Below are 24,678 nucleotides of genomic sequence, written 5' to 3' on the forward strand. Positions count from 1 at the left end.
CGTCACCGACTTTATCTATTGCTAATGAGGACCCTATGAGCGGCTTCCCCGATTTTCCCGATGCAGCGCAGCAGTCAACGTTAAGCGCCATACGACAGAGTTTTCATCGCGAACCTGAGTTGTCCTGGACTGAGTTTCGCACCAGCGCGCGACTGTGCGCCGAGCTGTCTGAGCTTGGCTTCGACGTGCTTTACGGCAAGGCGCTATATGGCGAACGCAAGCCATCCAATCCTCCTGAAGCGGAGGTCACCCGGCAGGCTTACGCCCGTGCGGAAGCCGCTCTGGGCAGGAACGATTCGCACCTCGCCGCAATGGCCGGCAATCTCACCGGTCTTTGCGCGACACTGGACAGTGGACGCCCGGGCCCAGTGTGGGGATTCCGTTTTGATATCGACGCCCTACCCATTGAGGAAAGCCGCGATTCTTCGCATCCTCCCGCCGCAAAGGGGTTCGCCTCAGACAACCCTGGCGTCATGCACGCCTGCGGTCATGACGGGCATCTCACCATCGGACTGGGACTCGCGCAGCGCCTCGCCGCCACGCGTGAGCAATGGCGCGGGCGCGTTCATTTGTTTTTCCAGCCCGCAGAGGAAGTCGGCGGAGGCGGAGTCGTCTTTGCGGACCTGCCGCAGTTGCGTGAAGTCGAACGCTTCATGACCTTGCATCTGGGCATTGTTGACGCCTACCAGATCATCTGCGACGCCACCTGGATCTGCGCCAAAATCTACGACGTCCAATTCCGGGGGCGCGCCAGTCATGCTGGCAACGCGCCGCAGGATGGACGTAACGCCTTATTGGCCGCCTGTCAGGCGGTGCAGGGACTGTACGCCCTGCCCCGACACAGCGGAGGCTTATCACGCATCAACGTCGGACGTTTTCATTCCGCCAACGCCCACAATGTCATCGCTGACGATGTGCGCTTCCGATATGAAGTGCGCGGCGCCAACAACGATGTGGCTGATTACATGGCGCAGCAGGCGGAACAAGTGTTAGGCGGCGCGGCGATGATGAATGGCGTGGAATATGAAAAAACCACCTTCGCCGAATTTTCGGGGTGGCCTAATAGTCCGGAACTGGCGGCGAAGGCGGAGACAATCGCCCGCGAATTGGGGCTGCCTGAGGAGTTGCTGCAACGGCCTTATCTGGTTCCGGCCAGTGAAGACGCCGGCTATATGGTGCGGCAAGTGCGGGATCAGGGGGGACTGGCCACCCACCTGATATTGGGATGTCCAGTCGGAGACGGCCACCACAGCGGCGCTTTCGATTTTGACGAGCGCTTATTGCCCTGGGGTGTGGAGATATTCTATCGCATGGTGGCCGACGGCGAAGTGAAGTAACCTCGCCGTCGGCGCAGAGGCGGCGATTAGCGCAGCAAATGCAGGAAGTGCATGTGCTTGTGGTACTGGTCGATGATGTCGTTGATCACCGCGACTTTGCTCCAGCCCATCACATCATAGTCCTGCCCGCCTTCGCGCAAATGCACTTCAGCGCGGTAGTAGCGCTCCTCTTCCGGGGCCTCTTCAATGGACTCCTCCGGGTGGATGAAATTCGGCTTCACATGAGAACGACTGCGCACCTCGTAAACGAAGTCCACCTCATTGCCCAACATCACCGTCAGTCGCACCCGATGACGCTCTCGGTCCTCTTCCACATGCGCATCCAGCTCATGTTCCCGCAGCTCTTTGCACACCGACTCGCAAGCGGGTTTGGCGATAGTTCCCAGAAAACGGCTGACGTTATCTTTGTCCGGATAATCGACAATGTTGGATAAGCGATCGCGCCAGTTTTCGTCATGCACCATAGGCGCAGCCGGCTGCACATTGAGCTGTAGACTGTCCCGTTTGAATGCGTCGATGCGCAGGGCTTTGATCAAGCCATAGGTAGCGATCAGCAAAACGACGGCGAATGGCAGCGCACTGGCGATAGTCATGGTCTGCAGCGCACCGAGGCCGCCGGCGGCCAGCAATACGGCGGCGACAACGCCTTCGCCGCCAGCCCAGTATACCCGCTGCCACATGGGAGTATCGTCGCGACCGTTGGAGCAGAGCATGTCCACTACCATGGAGCCGGAGTCAGAAGAAGTCACAAAGAACACGATCACCATCACCGTCGCCAGCAGCGACAGCACGCCGGAGAACGGGAATTGCTCCAGGAAGGCGAACAAGGCAATGGTGACGTCGCTGGATACGGTATCTCCCAACGAAGTCAGGCCCTCATTCAGGATCATGTTAATCGCAGTGTTGCCGAAAAAGGTCATCCACATCAGGGTAAAGCCAGTCGGCACGAACAACACGCCCATGGCGAATTCGCGAATGGTGCGTCCACGGGATACCCGCGCGATAAACAGACCCACGAACGGCGCCCAGGACATCCACCACCCCCAGTACAGAATGGTCCAGCCGCCGATCCAATCGGTTTTCTCATAGGCGAACAAATTAAAAGTGTTGCGAACGATATCGGAAGCATAAGAGCCCAGGTTCTGCACAAACGCCTGCAACAGGAACACAGTCGGGCCCGCCAGCAACACGAAGACCAGCAGAAGCACCGCCAGCGCCATGTTCAATTCGGACAGGCGTCGAATGCCTTTATCAAGACCTGTGGTGACGGACAGTATCGCCAGAAACGTTACGAAAACGATCAAGATAACCTGGGTCGTCAGACCGACAGGTATGTCAAAGAGGTGATTCAAGCCGGAGTTCACCTGCAGCACGCCGTACCCCAGGGAGGTGGCGACGCCGAACAGGGTGCCGATGACAGCGAAAATATCCACCGCATGACCGATAGGGCCGTAAATCCTCTCGCCGATCAATGGATACAGCGCGGAACGCAACGTCAGTGGCAAACCGTGACGATAACTGAAAAACGCCAGGATCAGCGCCACGATGGCGTAGATCGCCCAGGCGTGCAGGCCCCAGTGGAAAAAGGTGATTTTCATGGCCTCACGCGCCGCCTGTACGGTACCGCCATCGCCAACCGGCGGCGACAGGAAGTGCATCACCGGCTCCGCCACGCCGAAGAACATCAGGCCAATGCCCATACCGGCGGAAAACAACATGGCGAACCAGGTGATGTAGGAATAATCCGGCGTGGAATGATCCGGGCCCAGTTTGATCTCGCCATAACGAGACAACCCGAGAAAGCAGACAGTGATCAAAATGATCGCCACTGTCAGCACGTAAAACCAACTGGCGTTGGCGACAATGGTCGCCTGCAGCTCAGTGAACAACTCGCTGGCTTTCTCAGGAAAGAGCGCCGCAAAGGCCACCAACAATACAATCAGTCCAGAGGAGGTAAAAAAGACAGGGGGATTTAAACGCGCTTTCGGGCTCCCATTCATAATGTGTCCTTAAGTCGTCGTGCATTTGATTCGATAAGGTCGCAGGATGCGCATCCGGCGCGCCTTAGAGTTACCTAGCAATCGCAGTGCGTCAGAGTAATCTCCAACGACCCCCGCGATCATTTAGACAGGTTGTTCAACAACCAATTACGCGTGCCTAAACAGGCGCTTTAGCCTGCCTAGTATACCTCATCGGGCGCGCCGATGCTCAGACGCAGACCATCTTGACCAGTTCGCCCACCCAATCAATGAAGACGCGCACCCGCCGGGACAGTTGCCGTCGATGAGGATACATCGCGTAAATCTGCATGGCTTCCGCTCTGGCCTGCGGCAGCACTTCCACCAGTTCCCCGGAGGCTAACAGGTGTCTCACGTCATATGCCGGGGCCTGCAACAGCCCCATTCCCGCCAGGGCGCAGGCCACATAAGTCTCCGCATTGTTCACCGTCACCCAGCTGCGCATTTCCACATAATGCAGCTCACCATCCTGCATATATTCCCAGGGCTCAGCACGTCCGGTATTGGGTGAGGCGAACCTGACCGCCCGGTGCGCGCGCAAATCATCCGGGGTCTGCGGCGCGCCGTAACGCGCTATATAGGCAGGGCTGGCGCAGTTTACGAATTCCATTTTTCCAAACGGTTTGGCCACCAGACTGGCGGAGCCGGGATCGCCCACTCGCACCACGCAGTCGACGCCTTCCTGAATCAGGTCGATAGTGCGATCCGTCGCTCCCAGCTCCAGCTCAATATCCGGATAGCGCTCAAAGAAGTCCGGCAACGCCGGCGCAATCACCCGGGAACCAAAACGACTGGGAACATCCACTTTCAGTTTCCCGCTCACCTTCGCCCCGGGCTCGCGGAACATGCTTTCAATCTCTTCGATTTCCGTCAGCAAATGACAGCAGCGCTCCAACAGCGCCGCGCCATCATGCGTCAGGCTGACGCGACGAGTAGTGCGATGCAGCAGACGGGCGCCGAGGCTGGCCTCCAGCTTCTGCACCACGGAAGAGACCGTGGAGCGAGGCAGCTCACACAAGTCCGCCGCCCGGGTAAAGCTGCCGGTTTCCGCCACCCGGGCGAACACCTGCAATGCGTCGATTCTATCCATATTCGCCCCTCTATTATTCGCAATTCATGGACAGATTATGCAGCAGCGCAGCCATTATGCGAAACAACCGCACAGATAGAATGCAATCAGGTCAGGCGTTCGTCTGATCCACTCACTTACAGAGGAGCATGACATGAGCACGCAATCCCTTACCTCGCACACTCTCAAAGATAAAGTCGTCCTCGTCGGCGGCGGCGCCAAAAACCTAGGCGGTTTGTTGTCTCGCCACTTTGCTGAGGCTGGCGCCAGCGCTGTTGTGATTCACTACAACAGCGACGCCACCCGCCAGGCGGCGGAAGAAACGCTCGCGGCAGTCAAGGCCGCTGGCGCTCAGGCGCTGATGATTCAGGGAGATCTGACACAGGTATCTGAAGTAGCCCGCCTGTTCGACGCCGCCGTAGAAGCCTTTGGCCACATCGACGTGGCGGTGAACACCACTGGCATGGTCATCAAGAAGCCGTTACCGGAAATCAGCGAGTCTGACTATGACAAGATCTTCGCCATCAATGCCAAAGCCGCATTTTTCTTCATGCAGGAAGCTGGGAAAAAGCTTAGTGACGACGGCAAGTTGTGCACAATCGTGACGTCTCTGCTGGGCGCATTTACAGGCTACTACTCTATTTACGCCGGCAGTAAGGCGCCCGTGGAGCACTTCACTCGCGCAGCAGCCAAAGAGCTGGGCGAGCGCGGCATTTCCGTCACAGCGGTAGCGCCGGGTCCAATGGAAACGCCTTTCTTTTATGGCCAGGAGACGCAGGAGTCTGCTCACTATAACCAGACGGCGGCCGCCTTGAGCCCCTTCACCCGCACTGGTCTGACCGATCCCCAGGACATTGTCACACTGGTGCGCTATCTGGTGACGGAAGGTTGGTGGATCACCGGGCAAACCATTCTGGCCAATGGCGGTTACACCACGAAGTAGCCCGCCTTTCTGCAGGCCCCGGCGGCGGCGCGATTCCGCCACCGGGGCTGGAGCCGTCCTGATTGCCTTCTTAATCAACTAATAGCGGAACCATAACCATGCACACACTTCTTGTGATCTTCGGCGGACTCTCCCTGTTGGCGATCTGTCTGATACTTGGACGCTATTTCGGCGCATTGGCCTTGGCGGCGCTGATCTTCATCCCTGTCTGGGCAGTCGCGGCCGCCATCAATATGTGGATTGGCGTTTCCCACGCCGGCTATTCCATTATGGAAGAAGCCCCGATATTCCTGCTCATCTTCGCCATTCCCTCCGCTGTCGCTCTGTTTTGTTGGTGGAGATTTTCCCGTGGCTAACCTGAATGCGCCGACAACATATTCTGCGCAGACAATCGCCGAAGTTATCACTTTTTGGTCAGACGCCGGCCCGCAACGCTGGTTCGCGAAAGACCCCGCCTTTGACGACATCTTTCGCGACCGGTTTCTTAAATTGCATATGCGGGCCGCCAAAAGAGAGCTGGACCACTGGGCGCAATCGCCGGATGGCGCGCTGGCGTTGTTGATACTGTTGGACCAGTTCCCACGTAACGCCTTCCGCGGCAGCGCGCACATGTACGCCACCGATGCGCTGGCGCTGCTGTTCGCAAAGACAGCGCTAACGCAGGGTTTCGACAAACAGATCGATCCTGCGTTGCGGTTGTTCTTTTATCTTCCCTTCGCACACTCCGAGCATGAAGAAGATCAGCATCTGTCAGGGCGTCTTAATGCGCAATTAGGCGCTGACTACACCGCGCACGCCCGCAGCCACCGCAACATCATCCAGCGCTTCGGCCGCTTTCCTCATCGCAACGCCATGCTGGGACGCGTCACCACCCAAACAGAGCAATTTTTTCTCGACGCCGGTGGATTCGCCGGATGACCGCCCCCCTTCGCAGGTTGCAAACCGTTACCGTCCGCTAAGAAAGAACAACTGAAATTGACCGAAGCATTAATTAGCATCACGGATTATCGCCACAACACTGCAGAGGGTCGGTACACAATGCGTCTTTCCCCCGCCAAGCTGTTGCTCGTCATTCAGTGCTCCACCGTTTTTTTATCCGCTTTGATCATGATCGAAGGCAGCCATGTCATGCACAACGATCTGGTGAAAGGCGGACTGATGATCGCCATCTGCCCCCTTCTGTTGATGTTCCTGGGCCATCGTCTGGGTCGCGAATGGGTGATTGAATCATTGAGCGCACTGGACGACGAAGTCAGTCCGCAAGAGAGTGAGCGCAACGCTGAAGCTTCCTTGTTACGACTGAGCACCATCTGCGTCAGTCGCACCCTGCTTAAGCTGGTGGGCATTCTATTGGCGGTGATCGTCACTCCCGCCCTGTTGCTGCCGGAAATCCTGCAGACGCCGGACCTGTGGCAACAAGCCCTCACAGGCACTATCGCAGTCATTCTGCTGCTGACCGCCGCCCAAGTTACTCACAACAGCCTGGCTTCACGCCCCTCCATGAAGTAGGCGCGTCGCCGTTGCGTAACCGCCACCGCGATTAGCAATGAAGGCGCCGCGGAGAGTCCGTACTTTCCGCAGTGCCAGATGGACAATATCCATAGGCCCTCCGGTCAACTAGACTAACCAGCACAGTCGTGTATGGAAATGCTGTAGCGAATCAAGCGTCAGGCTCATTCGCCCATTGGGGCGTTAGACGCTTGCAGCTGATCGCCAGCGTCGACGGGGGCCGAGCGCAGGACAGCCTTTGCTATAATTAGGTCTGTCAGCTTTTCGGCGTCGCCACTGCTGCGCCAGAACTGGCGTGGCGAAAAACCACAACCGCGCGTGTGAGTAGTGAAAAGGAAAGCCGAGTTACCGTCCGCACAGAAATCGACCCAGGTGCGCAATGGTTATGTGTTGCGCGTTATCGCCTGCATGATCGTTTTGTGCCTGCACATCGCGATATTCAAATTCTCCGGCCACCCGCTGATGTGGGGGCTGATTGTCCTGCACACGCTGATCTACCCCCATCTGGCGTATTTTTTTTCCGAGTCCAAGAAGCAAGAACTGGATAACATCCTGGTCGACTCCTTCGCCTATGGGGCCTGTGTTGCGCTGTGGGGATTCAATCCCCTGATCACACTGGCTTTTATCTGCGGAGCCTGGATGACCAATCTGGCCGCCGACGGCGCTATATTCTTTTTTAAAGGCATTGTCGCCAATGTCACCGGCGCGCTGCTGACAGGGTTGATCACTGATTTTTATTTCCGTCCCAGCCTGGAGTTGACGCCCACCCTGATCGCCTCCGCCGGCCTGTTCGGCTACACCATGAGCCTGGGCATGCTGCTGCATCGCATCAACCTCAAACTGAATCAAACCAAGCTGCGCCTGCTGGAGCAGAAAGAGTCGCTGATCGACATCAGCTCTCTGGCCCACGCGGTCAACACCCACCTCGAACTGGACCTGATCATGGGCAGGGTCATGCAGGCTTTACGCCGTATCCAGCCGTTCGAACAGGTTTACATCACGCTGTTCGAAGACAATCTGGAGCGTCTGGTGCTGGTGAAAAGCTATGGCGATGCGCTGACGGCGCAAGAGGTCAAGCAGTCGGAGGGGTTCACTTTTTTCCTGCCGGAAGATGAGAACAGCATCTTTGTCCGCCCTTTGGTGCAAGACGAGCCGCTATTTATTCCCCGGGTGCCTCCCCCTGACGCTACAACCTCAAAAGTGGACAAACGTCTCTACGATTTTCGCGCACCTATTTCCATCGCCTATTTCCCTCTGCATGTAGATAACAAAGTCATTGGCGGCTTCGGCTTCGTCAATTACGTCCAACCTCTGGATCTGGACGCCGCCGCCATCGAATCCATCGCCGAATATCTGGTGCAGGTCGGCACCGCGGTGCGCAACGCCCAGCTTTTCGAGCAGGCCCGGCAGGCCAAAGAACAGGCGCTCAACGCCCAACGCGCGGCGGAGGTGTCGGAAGCCGCCAAAAGTCGTTTCCTCGCCAATATGAGTCACGAGATACGCACGCCTATGACAGCGATTCTCGGCTACTCGGAGTCGCTGCGGGAGAGCAACCTGAGCCGCGAGGAGCGTAACCAGTTTATCGATATCATCGTGCGCAGCGGCCGCCATTTGCTCACCATCATCAATGACATTCTCGACTTGTCGAAAATCGAGGCGGAAAAGATTGAAATCGAGCATATGCAGATCTCGTTGCCGAACCTGATTGAAGATCTGCGCTCTCACATCGGCATGCGCGCGCACGAAAAAGGCCTGACCCTGGACATCACGCCGAAATTGCCGCTACCCGCTCACTTCGAATCGGACCCCACACGCCTCAAACAGATCTTGTTCAACCTGGGCGCCAACGCCACCAAGTTCACTCACAAGGGGAGCATTCACTTCGGCGTCAGTTATGAAAAGAACGCCAACCTGCTGCGCTTCACCGTCACTGACACCGGTATCGGACTGGGTCCGGGCGAACTTAAGAAAATCTTCGAACCCTTCGTGCAGGCGGACAGCTCCACCACTCGCCAGTACGGCGGCACCGGACTGGGACTCTATATTTCCAGACAATTAGCCCACATGCTCGGCGGCGAATTGACGGTGGACAGCTCCCAAGGCGAAGGCAGTCGCTTCAGCGTCACCATCAACGCCGGCGACCTGAGCCAGACGCCATGGATAAACAGCCTGGAGGAGTTCGAGAAAGCCCGGCAGCGCCTGGAGCTGAACGGCGCCGCCTGGAGCGCTCCCCGTTTGCGCGGCAAAGTGCTGCTGGCGGAAGACAACCTCGACAACCAGACGCTGTTTCATCGCTTCTTAGTGGAAGCCGGCCTCAGCGTCACACTGGCGAGCAACGGCAAACAAGCGGTGGAAGCGGCGTCCGCGTCTCGTTTCGATCTGATTCTATTGGATATCCAAATGCCGGAGATGGGTGGCGATGAAGCCATTCAACATTTACGGGAACTCAGCCAGACGCCGCCAGTGATCGCACTGACCGCCAACGTCATGCGTCATCAATTGGATGAATACCGGCAGTTGGGTTTTATCGACTTCATCGCTAAACCAGTCGACCGCCTGCATTTCTATCAAAAACTGCGGCTTTACCTGCCAACCGTGCCGGAAGACCTTACCGGACGTATCCTTGTAGCGGAGGACAATGACGTCAACCGCTTGCTGTTCAAACGTCAGATCGAGCGCATTGGTCCCGCTTTGACCGTGGTGACCGTCGAGAACGGCCAGGAAGCGCTGGAGGCGGCGCTGGCGGAAAGTTTCGACCTGATCCTGATGGACATCCAAATGCCGGTCATGGATGGTCTGGAGGCGCTACGCGCCTTGCGCGCCCAGGGATACACGCAACCGGTTTATATCATTTCCGGCAACACTGAGCCTGCCGATATCGCCACTTACATGGAGTCCGGCGCGCAAGGCTATCTCGGCAAACCTCTGGACCGAAATCAGCTCGATCAGCTCCTGCAGGAGCTACTCGGACATTGTACAGTCACTGCTCCCCAGGCCTGACGCCAGCTCAAAATTCATTCGCTCTCCCGCCAACGTCCAGCGTTTTGTCATAAAACTGCAACAAACGTGCGACATCCCGCCGTAAATAGCAAAAATCCTCTTATATGCTATTACTTTATAGATACATACCACTCTTCGTTCCGATCCGTTCCGGAGTCAATCATGCAATGGTTATCCCGAAGTTTGTTTAATCAGCTGTTAGCCGTCGTCGTGTTAAGCGGACTGCTGACGCTGGCCGCAGGTATTTTCAGCGCCGTATCCAATGAGCGCCGCATCAGCGAACTGGAAATGTCCCTGGCCAGAAATGGAGATCTTCTGCAGGAAGCGAATGAGTCCGTAGCGCTGTTTAAAATTCAAGTGCAGGAATGGAAGAACGTGTTGCTGCGCGGCGGTAATCCGGACAATCTGAAAAAGTACTGGGACCGCTTCGTAGAGACGGAAGCCAAAGTGCAGGAAAAGGTCGCCGCCATCCGCCCGCTGCTGCCGGAAGAAACCATGAAGTCGACGCTGGACCAGTTTATCAATCGCCATAAGATTATGGGACAGGCCTATCGCGAGGGTCTGGCGGAGTTCAAAAAGGCGAACTTCGATCCACAGGCTGGCGACAATGCGGTCTCCGGCATCGACAGAGAGCCCACCAAACTATTGCAGGACCTGGCGGACAGTCTCAAGGCGCACGTCACCGAGTCTTACACCCGCGCCCACCACGAATTCAGCAGCAGCTTCACTTTCTGGAGCATCGTTCTGGCCGCCGTCACCCTGGCGTCGGCCATCATTGTGCTATCCCTGATTAACGTGCGTATCGTGCGCCCTACCCGCAACATCATTGATAAGATCAGCAAGCTCAGCCACGGCGAGATGGGCCATGACTTCTCTTCCGACCGCCAGGATGAACTGGGGCGACTGTCGAATTCCGCCTCCGAACTACAGAAGTTTCTCGACGATTTCGCCACCGCCATGGACAAAACAGCGGAAGACCTCGGCGAAAACATCACTATCATTACCCGCGCTGCTGACGATATCGTTAACTGTTCACAGGACTCCAACGGCCGCACTATTCATGTCGCCACCGCCATGCAGGAGATGACCGCCGCCTCTCAGCAAGTCGCCCAGAACGCCAGTAACGCAGCGGAAGTGGCCCATGAGACTGATATCGCAGCCAAAGACGGTATGGAGGCGATGAAGCGCGCCAACGACGCCATCAAACGCCTGTCACAGCAGGTGTCGAGCAGCTCGGATACCGTGAAGAAGCTGGCTGAAGACACCAAAAATGTGGGCACAGTGTTAAATGTGATTCGCGGCATCGCCGAACAAACCAATCTGCTCGCATTGAACGCCGCCATTGAAGCGGCCCGGGCGGGTGAGCAAGGCCGCGGCTTCGCGGTAGTGGCGGACGAAGTGCGCTCCCTGGCGCAGAAAACCCAGAACTCCACGGCGGAAATCGAGTCCATCATCGACAGCGTGCAAAACGGCGCCAAAAACACAGTGTCTGTGATGGAGGCCAGTAATCGCATCACTGACGAATGCAGTGGCTATTTCGCCAGCGCATCAGAAAAGCTCTCTTCCATCAGCGAAGCCATCGCCAAAGTGAACGCTTTGAATACGGAAGTGGCTACCGCGTCTGACGAGCAGTTGTCAGTCTCTGAGGATATCGCCAAGAATCTGGAGGAAGTGTCGGAATTGACTGACGAATCCGCACGTAATGCGACATCCGCCAAAGATAAAATCGGTCGACTGAGCCATCTCGCCGATCGCGCGTCAGAGCTTTCGTCTCGCCTGCGCCGCTAGTCTGGTCTCACGTGAATTGAATACATAAACCAGGGAAGGTTTGCCGCGTACTTTCTTCAGGGCAAAAAAAACCCTCTTAACATAACGCTAAGAGGGGTATTCACCGCCAATGAATTTAACCGTGTTTCTTGGATTTCATGCCTCTGTAGAGGATGATCGCCAAGAGCGCTATACCATAAAGAGCCAACGTCGCGGGCTCGGGAACAGTTACTATCGGAGGCATACTTCATTCTCCCAACTGTCTGTATAACACTATTGCCCCTTATATTGCACACCTGAGGCCACAAAATAAAAAAACATTAAATATCAATTAGTTGAATACAGTAAAAAGAAAGTTGAACTACGTCACATGAGAATTTCGAGAAAAAAAGTCGCGGATGAGCCATTAACTGTAAAAATTGCTGACTAGAGGTAGCCGATTGGTCAGCTTTAAATCACTTTTTCACTTGAATTTGTCTTCTCCCCCTCCGCTGCGCCAGACAACAGCGTAAGCCTATCGGCCTAGCCCCATAGACAAAGCCAGCTTGTTGACAGCCTTTTGTCCTATGCCCGAAATACGCGTAAAAAAAATGGACGCTTGGCGTCCACTCTCAGGTTGTATCAATATTGAGGCGTCATTTATCTCGACAGGGATTAGGCCTCTACCAGCCAACCATACGAGTCCTCTCCCTAATGGGATAGTCATTTCCCGCAGAGTCCTGCATGTGAAAGCGTAGCGACTGCAAATCCAGTCCGACATTTCTACGCACGACAAAATGCAAATGCGGCCCGGTAGAGAAGCCGGTGCTGCCGGAGCGCGCCAGCGCCTGACCGCGCTCCACCCGGTCACCGGGACGCACCTGTAGACTCCCCTGTAAAATATGCGCATACATGCCTGTAGTGCCGTCGTCATGCAGAATCATGACGAAGTTGGCTTTATCCAGAAAATAGGCGAAAGCGGCGCTGCCGATGCTGTAATTCTCCTCCACCGCCATCACCACCCCGCCCCGGGCGGCGTGAATGTAGCTGCCGACTGGCATGGCGATATCCACGGCATAGGTGTTGGGTTCTTCCGTATGCGAAAACTGACCGTTGAAGCCCTGGGAAATCACATAGGATTCGCCACCGGCGAACGGAGGAGAGTATATGGCGTTGTAATCGGGTTTGGCCTCGGGATCGCCGGGGATATAGTAATACTGGTAATCCACCTGGCCCTGAATCTTGAAATAGCGGGTAGCCTCAGCCTCCACCAAAATACTGTCCCGCTTATACTCGCCCTTGTCCCGCACCTGCAACAGGAACTGCACGGGACCACGCCACGGATTCGTGGCTGTCAGAATCGTGACGTTATCTTCCACTCTGGAAGTAATAACAGGCTTGTCCTGGGAGTCGCGGGAAGAGGTCAGTTTCACCTGTTCATGCTTACCCTGTTGCGGCGCCTTATCGGTGAAATGCCAACGGCCGCTGGCGTCCTGATACTTATAGACGGTCTGCGCCGCACTGGAAAAAGCGCACAGACAGGCTGCCGCCAGGGAAAAGTAACGAAGGAATTTCAAAGGTGCGGGACTCCGGGTAGATAACTGCTTCTGAACACATGACAGCTTGTGCTGAACATCCTCAGGAAATATACCAATCCTGGGCTTTTCCGTCCTCTACCTTGTTCACTTTCGTGCTAAGCTCATTGAAGACGGCGCCGCTTCGCGCCCGTTATTCAGCGGGAGTTCGGGAACCGTCATTTTTTGTTAAATCAGGACCTTCGATGTTTCAGGATATCAGTTCATTGCTTATCCGGGCGCTTTATATCGGCGACCAGATAGATGTTCGTCAATTGGAAAAAGTAAAAGCCTGCGCGCGTAATCCACTTACACTGATGGTGGAGCAGGAAGCCGCCTACGTGACTATCTTCCGCTACGGCGTAGTGGTGATGTTCAACGTCAAACCTCAGGACGAGGCGGCGCTGATGCGGGAAATCATGCTGCATACCAAACGCCCGCTGGACAAGCCTGTAGTGGAAGAATCAGAGCTTTCCATTACCACCACGCCGTCCGACACCGTCGCCGACAACATCATCAGCGTGTTCGCACCCACTGTGGAGAAGCTACAGATCATCGCCGATGCGATGGCGAAATCCGTGATCCTGGAATTCTATGAGCTAGAGGAGAGCCGTAACCTGGAGCGCATCAGTCCCCTTGCGGAATTCCTGCACTCTCAGGGCCGCACCGGCGCCAAGACGCAGGAGCTGCTAAAGCAAATCGGTAAGGTGCTGCTGAATCAACAAATCATGGTGGGCCGCGTCGAAGTGGGCGAAAAGCCGGACCTGTTGTGGGACTTCCCAGAGCTGGAGCGCTTCTACCTGCGCCTGTCCGATGAGTTCGAAATACGGGAGCGGGACAAAGCGCTGGAGCGCAAGATGGAAATCATTTCCCGCACCTCGCAAACCGTACTCGACATCATTACCGCCAAACGCAGTCTGCGGGTGGAGTGGTACATCGTCATCCTGATCGTGTTTGAGATACTGCTGACGCTCTACGAGCTGTTCTTCACTCACTGATTCCGGCGAATGCGGGGCCTCTTGGCCCCGTTTTTCAGTCCGTCATTCTGACGCCGCCTTCATACTGCAGCAGATGCATGCTGTACATGTCATCCTCCGCCAGCCATACCCGACGCGACTGCCAGCCCGCCGACGTCGCCAGATCCTGGAAACGCTCCACGGTGTATTTGTGAGAATTTTCCGTATGGATGGTTTCGTCTTTCGACAGATGGAAGTACTTGCCGCCCACAGCGATAAACTGGTCGCACAGACTGCGCAAGTGCATCTCTATGCGACTCTTCGCTTCATTGAAGCGGGCTTCATGGGCAAACTGCTCCAGCGTCAGCTCTGCGCCCAGTTCCTGCTGCATGCGGCGCAACAGATTGAGATTGAACTCTCGCGTCACGCCTTTGGCGTCATCGTAAGCGCGCAGTAGAATACGGCGATCTTTCAGGGTGTCCACGCCAACCAGCAGATACCCGCCTTCCCCTAGCGTACGCCCAACCCGGTAAAGAAAACGTCGCGCGTCCCTGGCCTGCAGATTGCCGATAGTCGAGCCGGGAAAAAAGCCCATGCGAGGTCCTGTGGTGTCCGGCAGTGGTTGCGCCTCCATAAAGTCGCCCACTACCGGCGTCACCGTTAAAGCAGGATAACGCTGGCTCAGGTTTTTAACGCTCTCCAGCAGAAAGGTTTCAGACACGTCGATGGCGACGAATCCATCAACCCTGGGATGGGCATCCAGCAGTCGCTGCACCTTTTCGCAGTTTCCACAACCAAACTCCACGATCTGTCCGATATGCGGGAGTCTCTGCGCCATTTCCCGGGCCACGTAATCGATCATGCCCATTTCCGTACGAGTCAGATAATACTCGTCCACGTCACATATCTGCTCGAACAGCTCCGAACCGCGCTGGTCGTAAAAGTATTTACACGGCAGCGTTTTCGGCCAGCCGGACAGGCCCTGCACCACGTCCGCTAAAAACGCCTTATCAATAACTTCGTGTTCACATAGTTCCTTAATAACTGGTTCAATCATCTCGCGCCAACCTCACTCCTGTCGCCTGCCAACGTTGATGGGGATAAAAGAAATTACGATAACTGGCCCGCAACAACCGCCGCGGAGAGGTAAAGGCGCCCCCGCGCAACACAAACTGACCACACATGAACTTGCCGTTATATTCTCCCAGGGCTCCGTCCAAAGGTTTGAAGCCTGGGTAGGAGGAATAGGCGCTCTGCGTCCATTCCCACACATTGCCGAACATATCCGCCAGCGCCTGCCCCTGCTGAGGCTGACTGACAGAGGGGGTCCAGCGCCCCTGTTCCATAAAGCGACCCGGCGCCACGCCGCCTGAGTCCCCTTCTTTGGCGATGCCCGCCAAGTAGCTGCGAGCAGCGATTTCCCATTCGGCTTCACTGGGTAAACGCGCCTGAGCCCAGCGGGCGTAGGCGTCCGCCTCGAAATAGTTCACGTGGCACACGGGCTCATCCGGATTGAGAGGCGTCAGACCATGAGGGGTGAATCGCAGCCAGCCGCCGTCACGTTTGATCCAGTACAAGGGAGCGCGCCAGTCTTCCCGCCATCGCGCCGCCCAGCCGTCGGAAAGCCAAAGTTGGGGGTCCTCATAGCCGTCGGCGTCCATGAACGCCAGCCATTCGCCATTGGTCACAGGCCGGGAAGCGAGACGAAAAGGCGCCTGAAACACCTTGTGACGGGGACCTTCGCAGTCGTAACTGAAGCCTTTGCTGAGCGCGCCGATTTCAAATAAACCGCCGTCGCTGTCGAACCATTCCAGAGGCGCGGCGGGCTTGGATTCTGTTTCAGGAGGCAGCGGCGGCTTCCAGGCGGGATAGGCGGGGTTGAAACTGAGAGCATGCAGCATGTCGGTGATCATGAGTTCCTGATGCTGCATTTCATGATGCAGGCCCAGTTCCACCCGCTGCAGTATTTGCGGGTCCGGGTCAGGCTTACTCAACAGAGCGAGGATATGGCGATCGACATGCTCACGGTACGCCAGCGCCTCCTCCAGAGAAGGCCGGCTCAGCATGCCTCGTCGCGCCCGGGGATGCCTCTCCCCCAATGCTTCGTAATAGGAATTGAAGTAATAGCGAAAGCCATCGTTCATACGCTCATAACCGCTCATGAACGGGGCGAGAATCAATTCTTCGAAAAACCAGCTTGTGTGGGCGAGATGCCACTTGATAGGACTGGCGTCGTTCATGGACTGCAGCAGCATGTCCTCAACGCTTAATCCCTGGATCAGCTCATGGGAGGCGCCTCTGACGGCTGAAAAAAATTCGGCCAGAGTCTCCTTCGTCACCGCCATAGGTTCTATTCCTTGTTCTTGATGGGGTTTGACGTAGGCTGCCCGAACGGCGGATCAGAAGACGGCTGGCGCCGCCCGGTTCACAGCGGAAGTTCGGGTACTGCGAGCTCTCACATCACCATAGCAGACAAATTTCACAAATGCCTGATCAATTAATGCTCTCCCGTACGGCGGCTGAAATACCCGCCAAAGCCCATGGGGCCGGGCTTACAGACTCTGACGCCTTTAAATTTCAATGCGTCCGGAAGGAACCAAAGCGTTCCCTCTATGAACTCTGATCTTGCGTTTATGCCAGCGCAATCTGAGTGACAGGCTTTTTTATAGCCAATCAGTCTAATAATAGATCAAAAAACGATCTAACCTTAAAATAGGTTCCTGTGGCCATCCCCTCGTAGTCCAAGCAGTAAGAGGTAGCAGGCTATGAAAGTACGCGCTGGCGAAGCTGATCGTTCCTGGTTCCGTAGTGAGCGATTCATCCACACTTCCGACGGGTGGTATTTCATGACTAGAGAAAACACCCAGGAAGGCCCATACCGATCCATCACCGAAGCTGAAAACGAGTTAGCCATGTATATCCGCCTGACCAATCAGGTAGACCAGTTTTCCAACGCCTGAGCCAGCTTCCCGGCGACTCTCCCCCCTATCCTGCTGCGCCAGTGTGACAGAATCATGTCCCTGGCCCGGCCATTACGGCGCGGGTATCATTTTGTCGCCGGATCGCCAATAATCTGCACCATGTTCATGTCGGCGCGAGGCCGGCGTCCGCGCGAATTGAATACCTACCGGAATTGCCCCAATGCCTGCTTATTTACAATGGATTCTTATTTTGGTCGGTTTGGCCGTCTGTCTGTTTCTGGGATTTTTTATCCGTCGCCAACTCCGCACTTTGCAAGAACACCGCCGACTGGAAGCGGAGCAGCAAAGCCGCACAGAGGCGAATCGCGCCCACGCCATCGAAAGCATCACGGTGCTGGCACGCTGTATCCTGTCTGATCAGGTGGAATTGTCCGAGGGCAGCATCCGCATCAAAGTGTTGCTCGACGCCGTCGACCCCAGCCTGCATGAGCGGGAGCCCTACGCCATCTTCAGTAAGATCTACAAAGAAACTGAGCACATGCCCACTCATGGGGCCCGCAAGGAAGTGGACAAGCGCTTTTTATTTAAGCTGGACAAGCAGCGCTGGGATTTGGAGGAAAAGTATCGGGAGCAGATTCTTGATGCTTCCAAAGCGATTCTGGAGCATTCATTCTAAGGACTGACATCCGTTAATAAAGGCCCCGCAGAACGGGGCAAAAGGACTAAAGTCTCTGGGGTTTACACAAAAAATCAATTCCAGAGCTTCGGAGGAACCACTCCTCGGGACACTAGTTCTTTGATCAATTCCGGCTCCAGCTCATGTGCGAACTTCCGGAAATATTTCTGAATGATGATGTCAGACGATTGCGATGACTTAGTAATAAGCTCCATGCGCGAACTTTCTTCGGAAAGCCGGTAACGTTCGCCGAATCGACGGCGGAACTGATACTCCAACTGCTGCAAGTGATAAATGCTGGCTTGATTGAAAATAAGCGCGCCCATGACAGCCCTCCTGTCGGTAAAGTTTATTAAGCGCCTTCGGTGGTGTTTATGTCCGTCTGCAGGCCTTATATGGCAGGCGTTGCGAGTGGATCGGTTGGTTGATGGTTCTTAAAGAGCTTACAACTTAACTATAGACACAGTTTTGAAATAATGTGAAACCTGTCACATTATTTTTAAATTCCCACTTACACAAAGTAACCACGAAGGAGGAGATTAATCCCGGAAACGGATCAGCTGCGTGTGGCGTCCGCCAGATTGTCCGCCAGACTCTTCATATCTTCGGACATACTGAGCAATTCCTGCAGCACTTCCTCGGCGCGCTCGCGGGTCAGGCCGAGATCGTCCCATATGGACTGAGGCGCAGGTTGCGCCGGGCCTTCGCCGATGCCGTGTTTGCGCAATAGCTGGGTGGCGACGAACAGCAAGGCGCTGTATACCCCATAATCGCCGTTGTAGTAGGGGTTTTTCTGATAGCGCAAAGCCACGCAGACTTCTTCCGGCATGTTCCACATTTCCATCAACTTGCCGCCCATCTGCTCCCGTGTGATGCCTAACAGAAACTGTTCGCAGTTCTCGGAATCCACGTGTCGATTGGCTTCGTTGTAACGACCAATCAGCGAGAAGTGCGGCGGAAACACATGAGCCAGCACCAGATAGCCGAAGTTGTGCAACAGCCCAACCAGATACGCCAGTCCAAATTCAGGACGACGCTCCTTCGGTATCGCAGTGGTGAGCGCGCCGCACAGCGTGGCGGTCCACACCGCCTGCTCCCAGTAGGGAGTAAAGCCATCGCCGCGTTCCTCTGGCACTTCCAGCGTCCTTCCCAGCGCCAACCCCATGGACAGATTCATGACCAGATCAAATCCCAGCACCCGCACGATGGCGTCATGCACGGAGCGGATCTTGCCCGGGGCGGCGTAAAATGAGGAACTGGCCCAACTGACCACCTGAGCCGACAGGCTGGGGTCGGTTTCTACAATATCCGCCAGTTCGGAAATGCCCGCTTCCGGATCGACGCGCAGTTTGATGATGCGCTGGGCGGTCTCCGGCAACGGCGGCATCTCCAGCGTATCTTCCAGGCGGCGCTGAATACGCAAACTGGTGAAACTGGAAATCGCCTTGTTGATCTGATCCATGTCTTTCGCCGGCTGATTATGGTTAACGGCGATTTCAGGCAGGCGCACACTGATCTGCATGCTCTTGACCGCCCCCATGGCGGCTTCGAACAAGCGGCGGCTCATGCACAGATATTTATCTTCTTCCGAGGACGGCAGGAAAATTTCATCCAGTGCGCTCAGGCGGGCGTCAATCACCGCGTCGCAACCGGTCAGGTCCGGCAGCGCCGGCACTTCATACCATTGCAGGCGCTTGCGCAGTTCATCCAGTTCCGCCAGCGGCAAAGCCCGCAAGTTGCGGCCCACGCCCTCATTAAGCCGGTCCAGATCAAGGATAGTGCTTTCAGGTATCACCGCCTGCAGAACGCCAGCCTCGTCGTGCAGCATAATAGCCCGCACTCTCGCTTCCGTCGGCGCGTCTTTGCCCGCTACTTCCCGCACCTTGGCGGCGTCTTCCGCCAAGTCGCTCCTTTGAGTGCTGTAGTCCTCTAGTAAACGCGCAACGGCTGCTGGAACGGCCATATCTCTTATCGCCTCGTATGGGAGAAATAAAATAAACCGGCTTCTAATATCAGGGGGATTTTTCATCATTACTTTAATTGTAGCTTAGCAGGTTTCGGGGGTTCTGCTGGCTTAGGGTATCTTTTGTAATGATTGGTAAGGGAGTGCTACGCGCGCCCGCTCAGACCTTACCGTATAACGCGCGGTGGCCGATCCAGCGGCGGATGAGGGCTTCCGTCACGTCCGTCTGATCAATGACGCTCAGAGCCATTTCTTTCACTACCGGCAACCACTGTCGGTCCCGTTGCAGATCGGCGATGCGAAACTGAATCAAACCGGTTTGGCGGGTGCCGAGCACTTCTCCCGGTCCACGAATCTCCAGGTCCTTTTCTGCGATGACAAAGCCGTCGTTGCTGTCCCGCATAACCTGCATGCGCGCTTTGCCGGCCAGAGACAGCGGCGGGTGATACATCAGCACACAGTAACTTTCGTGACTGCCGCGCCCAACCCGGCCGCGTAACTGATGCAGCTGCGCCAACCCAAGACGCTCAGGGTTTTCGATGATCATCAGACTCGCGTTGGGCACGTCCACGCCGACTTCGATGACAGTAGTCGCCACTAATAAGTGCAGACGATTGTTCTTAAAGTCATCCATGACGGCGGTTTTCTCGGCCGCCTTCATCCGGCCGTGCACCAAGCCTACGCGCAAATCCGGCAAGGCTTCCGCCAGATTCGCCGCCGTCGCTTCCGCGGCCTGGCACTGCAACACTTCGGATTCTTCAATCAGGGTGCAGACCCAATAAGCCTGACGTCCTTCGAGACAGACTTTGCGCACCCGCTCCACCACATCGTCCCGTTTGATGTCGGGAATGACCGCCGTGACCACGGGCGTGCGTCCCGGCGGTAATTCGTCGATCACAGAGGTGTCCAGATCCGCGTAGGCGCTCATTGCCAGAGTTCTGGGAATCGGCGTCGCGGTCATGATCAGCTGATGAGGAGCCTGCCCGGAACGGGCGCCTTTCTCCCGCAGCGATAGTCGCTGATGCACGCCAAAGCGGTGCTGTTCGTCAATAATAGCGAGGCCAAGTCGTGCGAACTCGACTTGATCCTGAAACAGGGCATGAGTGCCGATAGCCAGTTGCGCTGCGCCAGAAGCAATTGCATCCAGCACTTTTTGCCGCTCACTGGCCTTAAGCTTGCCGTTAAGCCATACCACGCTGACGCCCAGAGGCTCCAGCCACTGACTGAGCGTCTTGTAGTGCTGTTCTGACAGGATTTCCGTCGGCGCCATCAACGCCGCCTGATGGCCGGTTTCAATAGCGCACAGGGCTGACGCCGCAGCAACGACCGTTTTGCCGGAGCCGACATCGCCCTGCACCAGACGCAACATCGGGACCAAGGCGCGCACATCCTGTTCGATCTCCCCGATCACGCGTTTCTGCGCGCCGGTCAAAGCGAAAGGCAACTGCTCGATAAAGCGCTGTTGTAAAGCGCCAGCTCTCAGCGCCGGGGCCGGTTGCGACTGCACTTCCTGCCGCAACTGCAACAGACTGAGGTGGTGCGCCAGCAGCTCTTCCGCCACCAGACGTTGCTGATTGGGATGACGACTTTCCGCCAGCGCCGTCACATTGGCGCCCACCGGCGGGTGATGCAGGTAATCCAGCGCCGTATTCAGCTCCGGCATCTGATAATGATTGCGTAATTCCTGGGGCAGCCAGTCTTTGATGGGGTAACGGCGCATCAGCGTCAGCGCCTGCTGACACAGATCGCGCAACCGTTTTTGCATTAACCCTTCAGTGGTTGGATAAATAGGCGTAAGACGCTGCTCCATCTCCGCCGGTTTCAACTCATCCACCTGAGTGGTTTCAGGGTGATACATCTCCAACCCGCTACGGCCGAGGCGCGCCTCGCCGTAGCACAGGAATTTACGGCCCGGGCTGAAGCGATTCTTCTGTTGCGCGGTGAAGTAGTAAAAACGCAGGCCGATCTCACCGCTATCGTCGCGCACCCGCACCAGCAGACTGCGTTTGCGCCCCAGTTCGACCCGGGAGTCCACCACCGTCGCTTCGACTTGCGCTGGCATCCCCACTCGCACCTGAGCAACCGGCGTCACTCGGGTGCGGTCCTCATAGCGCAGGGGTAAGTGAAACAGCAGGTCCTGCACCGTATGCAGGCCCAGCTTCGCCAGTTTTTCCGCCAGGGCCGGCCCGACGCCTTTCAGTTCGGTCAATGGCTGTTCAATAGACACGCTAAGGCGATCCTTTTCCGTCTTGCTTTAACTGGCGCGCTTCTCAACCACCCGGCACTGCCCCGCCGCCAAAGCCACCATGTCGATCGCTTTCGGGCGCGGGAAGGTGACGCGCCAGGCCAGCCCCACCGTTCGATAAGGCGCTGGTGATTTGAATGGCCGGGTCGTCAGCAAGCCGCTGGCGTAGCGATCTTCCCGCACGGCGGACAACGGCAGAACGGTGATGCCAAGGCCGGAAGCGACCATGTGGCGGATGGTTTCCAGCGAGCTGCCTTCTGTGATGATATGCGCCGGCCGCTCACTGCGGGGTGGTTCTTTACCCATACGGTTGAACAATTCCGGGCAGGCGTCCAGCACCTGATCGCGGAAGCAGTGTCCCGGTCCCAGCAACAGCAGGTCGTGGGCGGGCAGCATTTCGCTGTCGATTTCGTCGTATTGGGACAGCGGATGATCTTCCGGCATCAACACAACGAAAGGTTCGTCATACAGCGGCAGAGTCACGACTTCCGGTTCATTAAAGGGCAGCGCCACGATAATGGCGTCCAGCTCAGAGTGGCGCAGCTTCTCCCGCAATACGGCGGTGTAGTTCTCTTCTATATACAGAGGCATTTGCGGCGCCGCCCGGTGCAACTCAGGCATCAGATGAGGAAACAGGTAGGGCCCGATAGTATAAATCGCGCCAACGCGCAGCGGCTGAGACAACTGATCTTTACCCGCCTGGGCGATATCCTTGATGACGCTGACCTGATCCAGTACGCGCAAGGCTTGCTCCACCACGCGCTTGCCAGTGTCAGTGACAGTGATATGGCTCTTGCTGCGTTCGAACAGGGTGACCCCCAGTTCATCCTCCAGCTTTTTCACCGCCACGCTCAAGGTGGGCTGACTGACGAAACAGCGCTCAGCGGCGCGGCCGAAATGCTTCTCTTCAGCCAGAGTAACAATGTAACGCAATTCAGTCAGAGTCATGTGTTTCTCACTATGTTGTTTTCCATCCGTTAAGCGCTCAGTCATCTTTCCGGACGACTACTTATCGGCTCAAATCTTTTTATGGACAGCCTGTGGGACCAGGAGTTCCTGCTTTCCCCAGGAAAACATTTCAGAACGCCAGGGAATACTCTACCCTGCATCACTTGTTTTCCAGGGTTCCGAATGCGCCAATTTATACGCCCGGCGCGCCGGTTAAGAAACCGCTTCGCAGACTTGGCTTAATAGTCTGACCATATTGAACTTTTCGACTTAATAGCCAAGAGCTAGCATAAGCCTGATTGGAGATAGACGCAATGCATCAACCACGCCTGTTGCTACTCGGTTTTGGGGCGCTGAATCGCCAAGTGGCGGCGCGCCTGCAAGACCGTTTTGACATCCTCGCAGTATCGCGCACGCCACAACAGCCGGAAGGCGTCGCCCACTATGCGCTGGATCTGGAGCAGGATGCTTTGGACGCCCTGCCCGTCGATATCGACGTCGCCATTTACTGCCTCACACCCTCCGCCTTTACGCCGGAAGGCTATGAAGCCGTTTACGTGAAAAGCCTGCAACGCGTTCTGCACCGCCTGAGCAACGGCTTAATCAAGCGCTTGTTGTTTGTATCCTCCACCAGTGTGTATGGTCAGGAAAACGACGAATGGGTCGATGAAGACAGCGCCACAGCGCCTTCCAGCTTCTCCGGCGCTACCCTGCTGCAAGCGGAGGCGTTGCTGGCGGACGCCGATATTGCGACGACCGTGGTGCGCTTTTCCGGCATCTATGGCGCTGGCCGCACACGCTTGTTGCAGCAGGCGCTGGATGGACAGGTCGCCCTCTCTGGCCCTAGCGGCTATACCAATCGCATCCACGAGCAGGACGCCGTGGGCGTGTTATGTCACTTTGCGGAACTCGCTACCGACAAGCCGCTGCAATCCTGCTACCTGGCCAGCGACTGCGAGCCGGTGCGCATGCACAACGTGGCGCAATGGATTCGAGAGCAAGCCTGCTCTCGCGCGGAGTGCGCGCCGGAAGCCGCGCCAGCCCAGCAAAAACGCCGCGCAGGCAGTAAACGCTGCGCCAACCAACGGCTACTGGCCAGTGGTTTTCGCTTCAGCTATCCCACATTTCGAGAAGGCTATGGGGAAATGATTGAGGCATATATCGCCCAAAACAGTCAGGCGAATACAAAAGAGTGAAGATCAGAAGCTAGCAGGGAAAGCTTCCCGGTCCGGAGCCGGACCGGGGAGAAGGAATCAGCGGATCAGGAAGTCACCATGATGCCGTCCATTTCCACCAGAGAGCCTTTCGGCAGCTGGGAAATACCAATCGCAGCGCGAGCGGGGTAAGGCTCTTTGAAGTAAGTCGCCATGATTTCGTTGACGGTAGCGAAGTTGCTCAGGTCGGTCAGATAGATATTCAGCTTGACGATATCGCCCAGATCACCGCCGGCGGCGCGGCATACGGCGCGCAGGTTATCGAATACTTGCCTGGTCTGCTCGGCGAAATCGCCGCTCACCAGTTCCATTGTCTCGGGATTCAATGGAATCTGACCGGACAGGTATACGGTTTGACCGGCTTTTACAGCCTGGGAGTAGGTGCCGATCGCCTTGGGCGCATTTTCAGTCTGGATAACGGATTTATTAGTCATATCTGTTGCCTCATTATTCTCGTTCCGCCGCGGACAACGCCGCCTTGGATATAGTTACCGCCGATACTGTGTTGAAAGAACGGCATCTTACCGGATTTCTCCGGTTTGCGAATACTGTCAGACAG

Annotated in this window: 22 protein-coding genes; 11 read left to right on the forward strand and 11 right to left on the reverse strand. The window is 56.3% G+C overall.

The features are described 5' to 3' along the window. The first annotated feature begins 35 nt into the window (after positions 1 to 35). Positions 36 to 1,337: an amidohydrolase gene (locus tag EUZ85_RS30105; RefSeq protein ID WP_127973771.1), complete on the forward strand. Its 1,302-nt coding sequence runs from the start codon at positions 36 to 38 to the stop codon at positions 1,335 to 1,337. 26 nt (positions 1,338 to 1,363) lie between these two features. On the opposite strand, the gene EUZ85_RS30110 is transcribed toward EUZ85_RS30105, so the two are convergent. Together EUZ85_RS30110 and EUZ85_RS30115 are read right to left on the reverse strand one after the other, a co-directional pair. Next, the gene (locus EUZ85_RS30110; protein WP_127973772.1) at positions 1,364 to 3,337 is read right to left on the reverse strand and encodes a choline BCCT transporter BetT; all 1,974 of its coding nucleotides are present in this window, start codon (positions 3,335 to 3,337) and stop codon (positions 1,364 to 1,366) included. 208 nt (positions 3,338 to 3,545) lie between these two features. Continuing rightward, a complete protein-coding gene (locus EUZ85_RS30115) occupies positions 3,546 to 4,445 on the reverse strand; it encodes a LysR family transcriptional regulator (protein WP_127973773.1) in 900 nt (299 codons plus the stop codon). Between the two features lie 133 nt (positions 4,446 to 4,578). On the opposite strand from EUZ85_RS30115, the gene EUZ85_RS30120 reads away from it, so the two are divergent. The 6 genes from EUZ85_RS30120 (at position 4,579) to EUZ85_RS30145 (ending at position 11,664) form a co-directional block, all read left to right on the forward strand. Beyond that, positions 4,579 to 5,367: an SDR family oxidoreductase gene (locus EUZ85_RS30120; RefSeq protein WP_127973774.1), complete on the forward strand. Its 789-nt coding sequence runs from the start codon at positions 4,579 to 4,581 to the stop codon at positions 5,365 to 5,367. Between the two features lie 98 nt (positions 5,368 to 5,465). Continuing rightward, positions 5,466 to 5,723 carry a hypothetical protein gene (locus tag EUZ85_RS30125; protein ID WP_127973775.1) on the forward strand — a complete coding sequence of 86 codons (258 nt, stop codon included), beginning with the start codon at positions 5,466 to 5,468 and terminating at the stop codon, positions 5,721 to 5,723. Continuing rightward, positions 5,716 to 6,285 carry a DUF924 family protein gene (locus EUZ85_RS30130; protein WP_127973776.1) on the forward strand — a complete coding sequence of 190 codons (570 nt, stop codon included), beginning with the start codon at positions 5,716 to 5,718 and terminating at the stop codon, positions 6,283 to 6,285. Before EUZ85_RS30125 ends, EUZ85_RS30130 begins: the two co-directional genes overlap by 8 nt. A 120-nt stretch (positions 6,286 to 6,405) precedes the next feature. Further along, on the forward strand, positions 6,406 to 6,876 hold the full coding sequence (locus tag EUZ85_RS30135; protein WP_127973777.1) for a hypothetical protein: 471 nt from the start codon (positions 6,406 to 6,408) through the stop codon (positions 6,874 to 6,876). A 327-nt stretch (positions 6,877 to 7,203) separates the two neighbouring features. Further along, the gene (locus EUZ85_RS30140) at positions 7,204 to 9,876 is read left to right on the forward strand and encodes a response regulator (RefSeq protein WP_127973778.1); all 2,673 of its coding nucleotides are present in this window, start codon (positions 7,204 to 7,206) and stop codon (positions 9,874 to 9,876) included. Between the two features lie 162 nt (positions 9,877 to 10,038). Next, entirely contained in the window at positions 10,039 to 11,664 is a 1,626-nt protein-coding gene (locus tag EUZ85_RS30145; RefSeq protein WP_127973779.1) for a methyl-accepting chemotaxis protein, read from the forward strand. 115 nt (positions 11,665 to 11,779) lie between these two features. Here EUZ85_RS30145 and EUZ85_RS32085 read toward each other — a convergent pair whose 3' ends face one another. Both EUZ85_RS32085 and EUZ85_RS30155 read right to left on the reverse strand, forming a co-directional pair. Continuing rightward, positions 11,780 to 11,887, reverse strand: coding sequence for a PEP-CTERM sorting domain-containing protein (locus EUZ85_RS32085; protein ID WP_127973780.1), 108 nt, complete (start codon positions 11,885 to 11,887; stop codon positions 11,780 to 11,782). Positions 11,888 to 12,305: 418 nt separating this feature from the next. Continuing rightward, on the reverse strand, positions 12,306 to 13,199 hold the full coding sequence (locus EUZ85_RS30155) for a M23 family metallopeptidase (protein ID WP_127973781.1): 894 nt from the start codon (positions 13,197 to 13,199) through the stop codon (positions 12,306 to 12,308). A 203-nt stretch (positions 13,200 to 13,402) separates the two neighbouring features. Between EUZ85_RS30155 and EUZ85_RS30160 the strand changes: the two genes are divergently transcribed. Continuing rightward, a complete protein-coding gene (locus EUZ85_RS30160) occupies positions 13,403 to 14,194 on the forward strand; it encodes an RMD1 family protein (protein ID WP_164887397.1) in 792 nt (263 codons plus the stop codon). Positions 14,195 to 14,228: 34 nt separating this feature from the next. Here the strand turns inward: EUZ85_RS30160 and egtD are convergent, their stop codons facing one another. Together egtD and egtB are read right to left on the reverse strand one after the other, a co-directional pair. Further along, on the reverse strand, positions 14,229 to 15,209 hold the full coding sequence (gene egtD / locus EUZ85_RS30165) for an L-histidine N(alpha)-methyltransferase (protein WP_127973783.1): 981 nt from the start codon (positions 15,207 to 15,209) through the stop codon (positions 14,229 to 14,231). Next, entirely contained in the window at positions 15,202 to 16,497 is a 1,296-nt protein-coding gene (egtB, locus tag EUZ85_RS30170; protein ID WP_127973784.1) for an ergothioneine biosynthesis protein EgtB, read from the reverse strand. Before egtB ends, egtD begins: the two co-directional genes overlap by 8 nt. A gap of 420 nt (positions 16,498 to 16,917) precedes the next feature. Between egtB and EUZ85_RS30175 the strand changes: the two genes are divergently transcribed. Both EUZ85_RS30175 and EUZ85_RS30180 read left to right on the forward strand, forming a co-directional pair. Further along, positions 16,918 to 17,112 (forward strand): DUF6316 family protein, encoded by a 195-nt coding sequence (locus tag EUZ85_RS30175; RefSeq protein ID WP_127973785.1) that lies wholly within the window; start codon positions 16,918 to 16,920, stop codon positions 17,110 to 17,112. 181 nt (positions 17,113 to 17,293) lie between these two features. Next, the gene (locus tag EUZ85_RS30180; protein WP_127973786.1) at positions 17,294 to 17,749 is read left to right on the forward strand and encodes a DUF2489 domain-containing protein; all 456 of its coding nucleotides are present in this window, start codon (positions 17,294 to 17,296) and stop codon (positions 17,747 to 17,749) included. 74 nt (positions 17,750 to 17,823) lie between these two features. Here EUZ85_RS30180 and EUZ85_RS30185 read toward each other — a convergent pair whose 3' ends face one another. From EUZ85_RS30185 to EUZ85_RS30200, 4 genes are all read right to left on the reverse strand, one after another. After that, entirely contained in the window at positions 17,824 to 18,075 is a 252-nt protein-coding gene (locus EUZ85_RS30185) for a hypothetical protein (RefSeq protein WP_011400010.1), read from the reverse strand. Between the two features lie 230 nt (positions 18,076 to 18,305). Continuing rightward, on the reverse strand, positions 18,306 to 19,712 hold the full coding sequence (locus tag EUZ85_RS30190) for an HDOD domain-containing protein (RefSeq protein WP_127973787.1): 1,407 nt from the start codon (positions 19,710 to 19,712) through the stop codon (positions 18,306 to 18,308). Between the two features lie 160 nt (positions 19,713 to 19,872). Further along, entirely contained in the window at positions 19,873 to 21,939 is a 2,067-nt protein-coding gene (gene recG / locus EUZ85_RS30195) for an ATP-dependent DNA helicase RecG (RefSeq protein ID WP_127973788.1), read from the reverse strand. Between the two features lie 27 nt (positions 21,940 to 21,966). Beyond that, entirely contained in the window at positions 21,967 to 22,905 is a 939-nt protein-coding gene (locus EUZ85_RS30200) for a hydrogen peroxide-inducible genes activator (RefSeq protein WP_127973789.1), read from the reverse strand. Between the two features lie 314 nt (positions 22,906 to 23,219). On the opposite strand from EUZ85_RS30200, the gene EUZ85_RS30205 reads away from it, so the two are divergent. After that, on the forward strand, positions 23,220 to 24,101 hold the full coding sequence (locus EUZ85_RS30205; protein ID WP_127973790.1) for an NAD-dependent epimerase/dehydratase family protein: 882 nt from the start codon (positions 23,220 to 23,222) through the stop codon (positions 24,099 to 24,101). A 65-nt stretch (positions 24,102 to 24,166) separates the two neighbouring features. Here the strand turns inward: EUZ85_RS30205 and EUZ85_RS30210 are convergent, their stop codons facing one another. Continuing rightward, positions 24,167 to 24,553: a RidA family protein gene (locus EUZ85_RS30210; RefSeq protein WP_011400015.1), complete on the reverse strand. Its 387-nt coding sequence runs from the start codon at positions 24,551 to 24,553 to the stop codon at positions 24,167 to 24,169. Between the last annotated feature and the right edge of the window lie 125 nt (positions 24,554 to 24,678).

This window comes from Hahella sp. KA22 (genome assembly GCF_004135205.1).
Lineage (GTDB): Bacteria > Pseudomonadota > Gammaproteobacteria > Pseudomonadales > Oleiphilaceae > Hahella.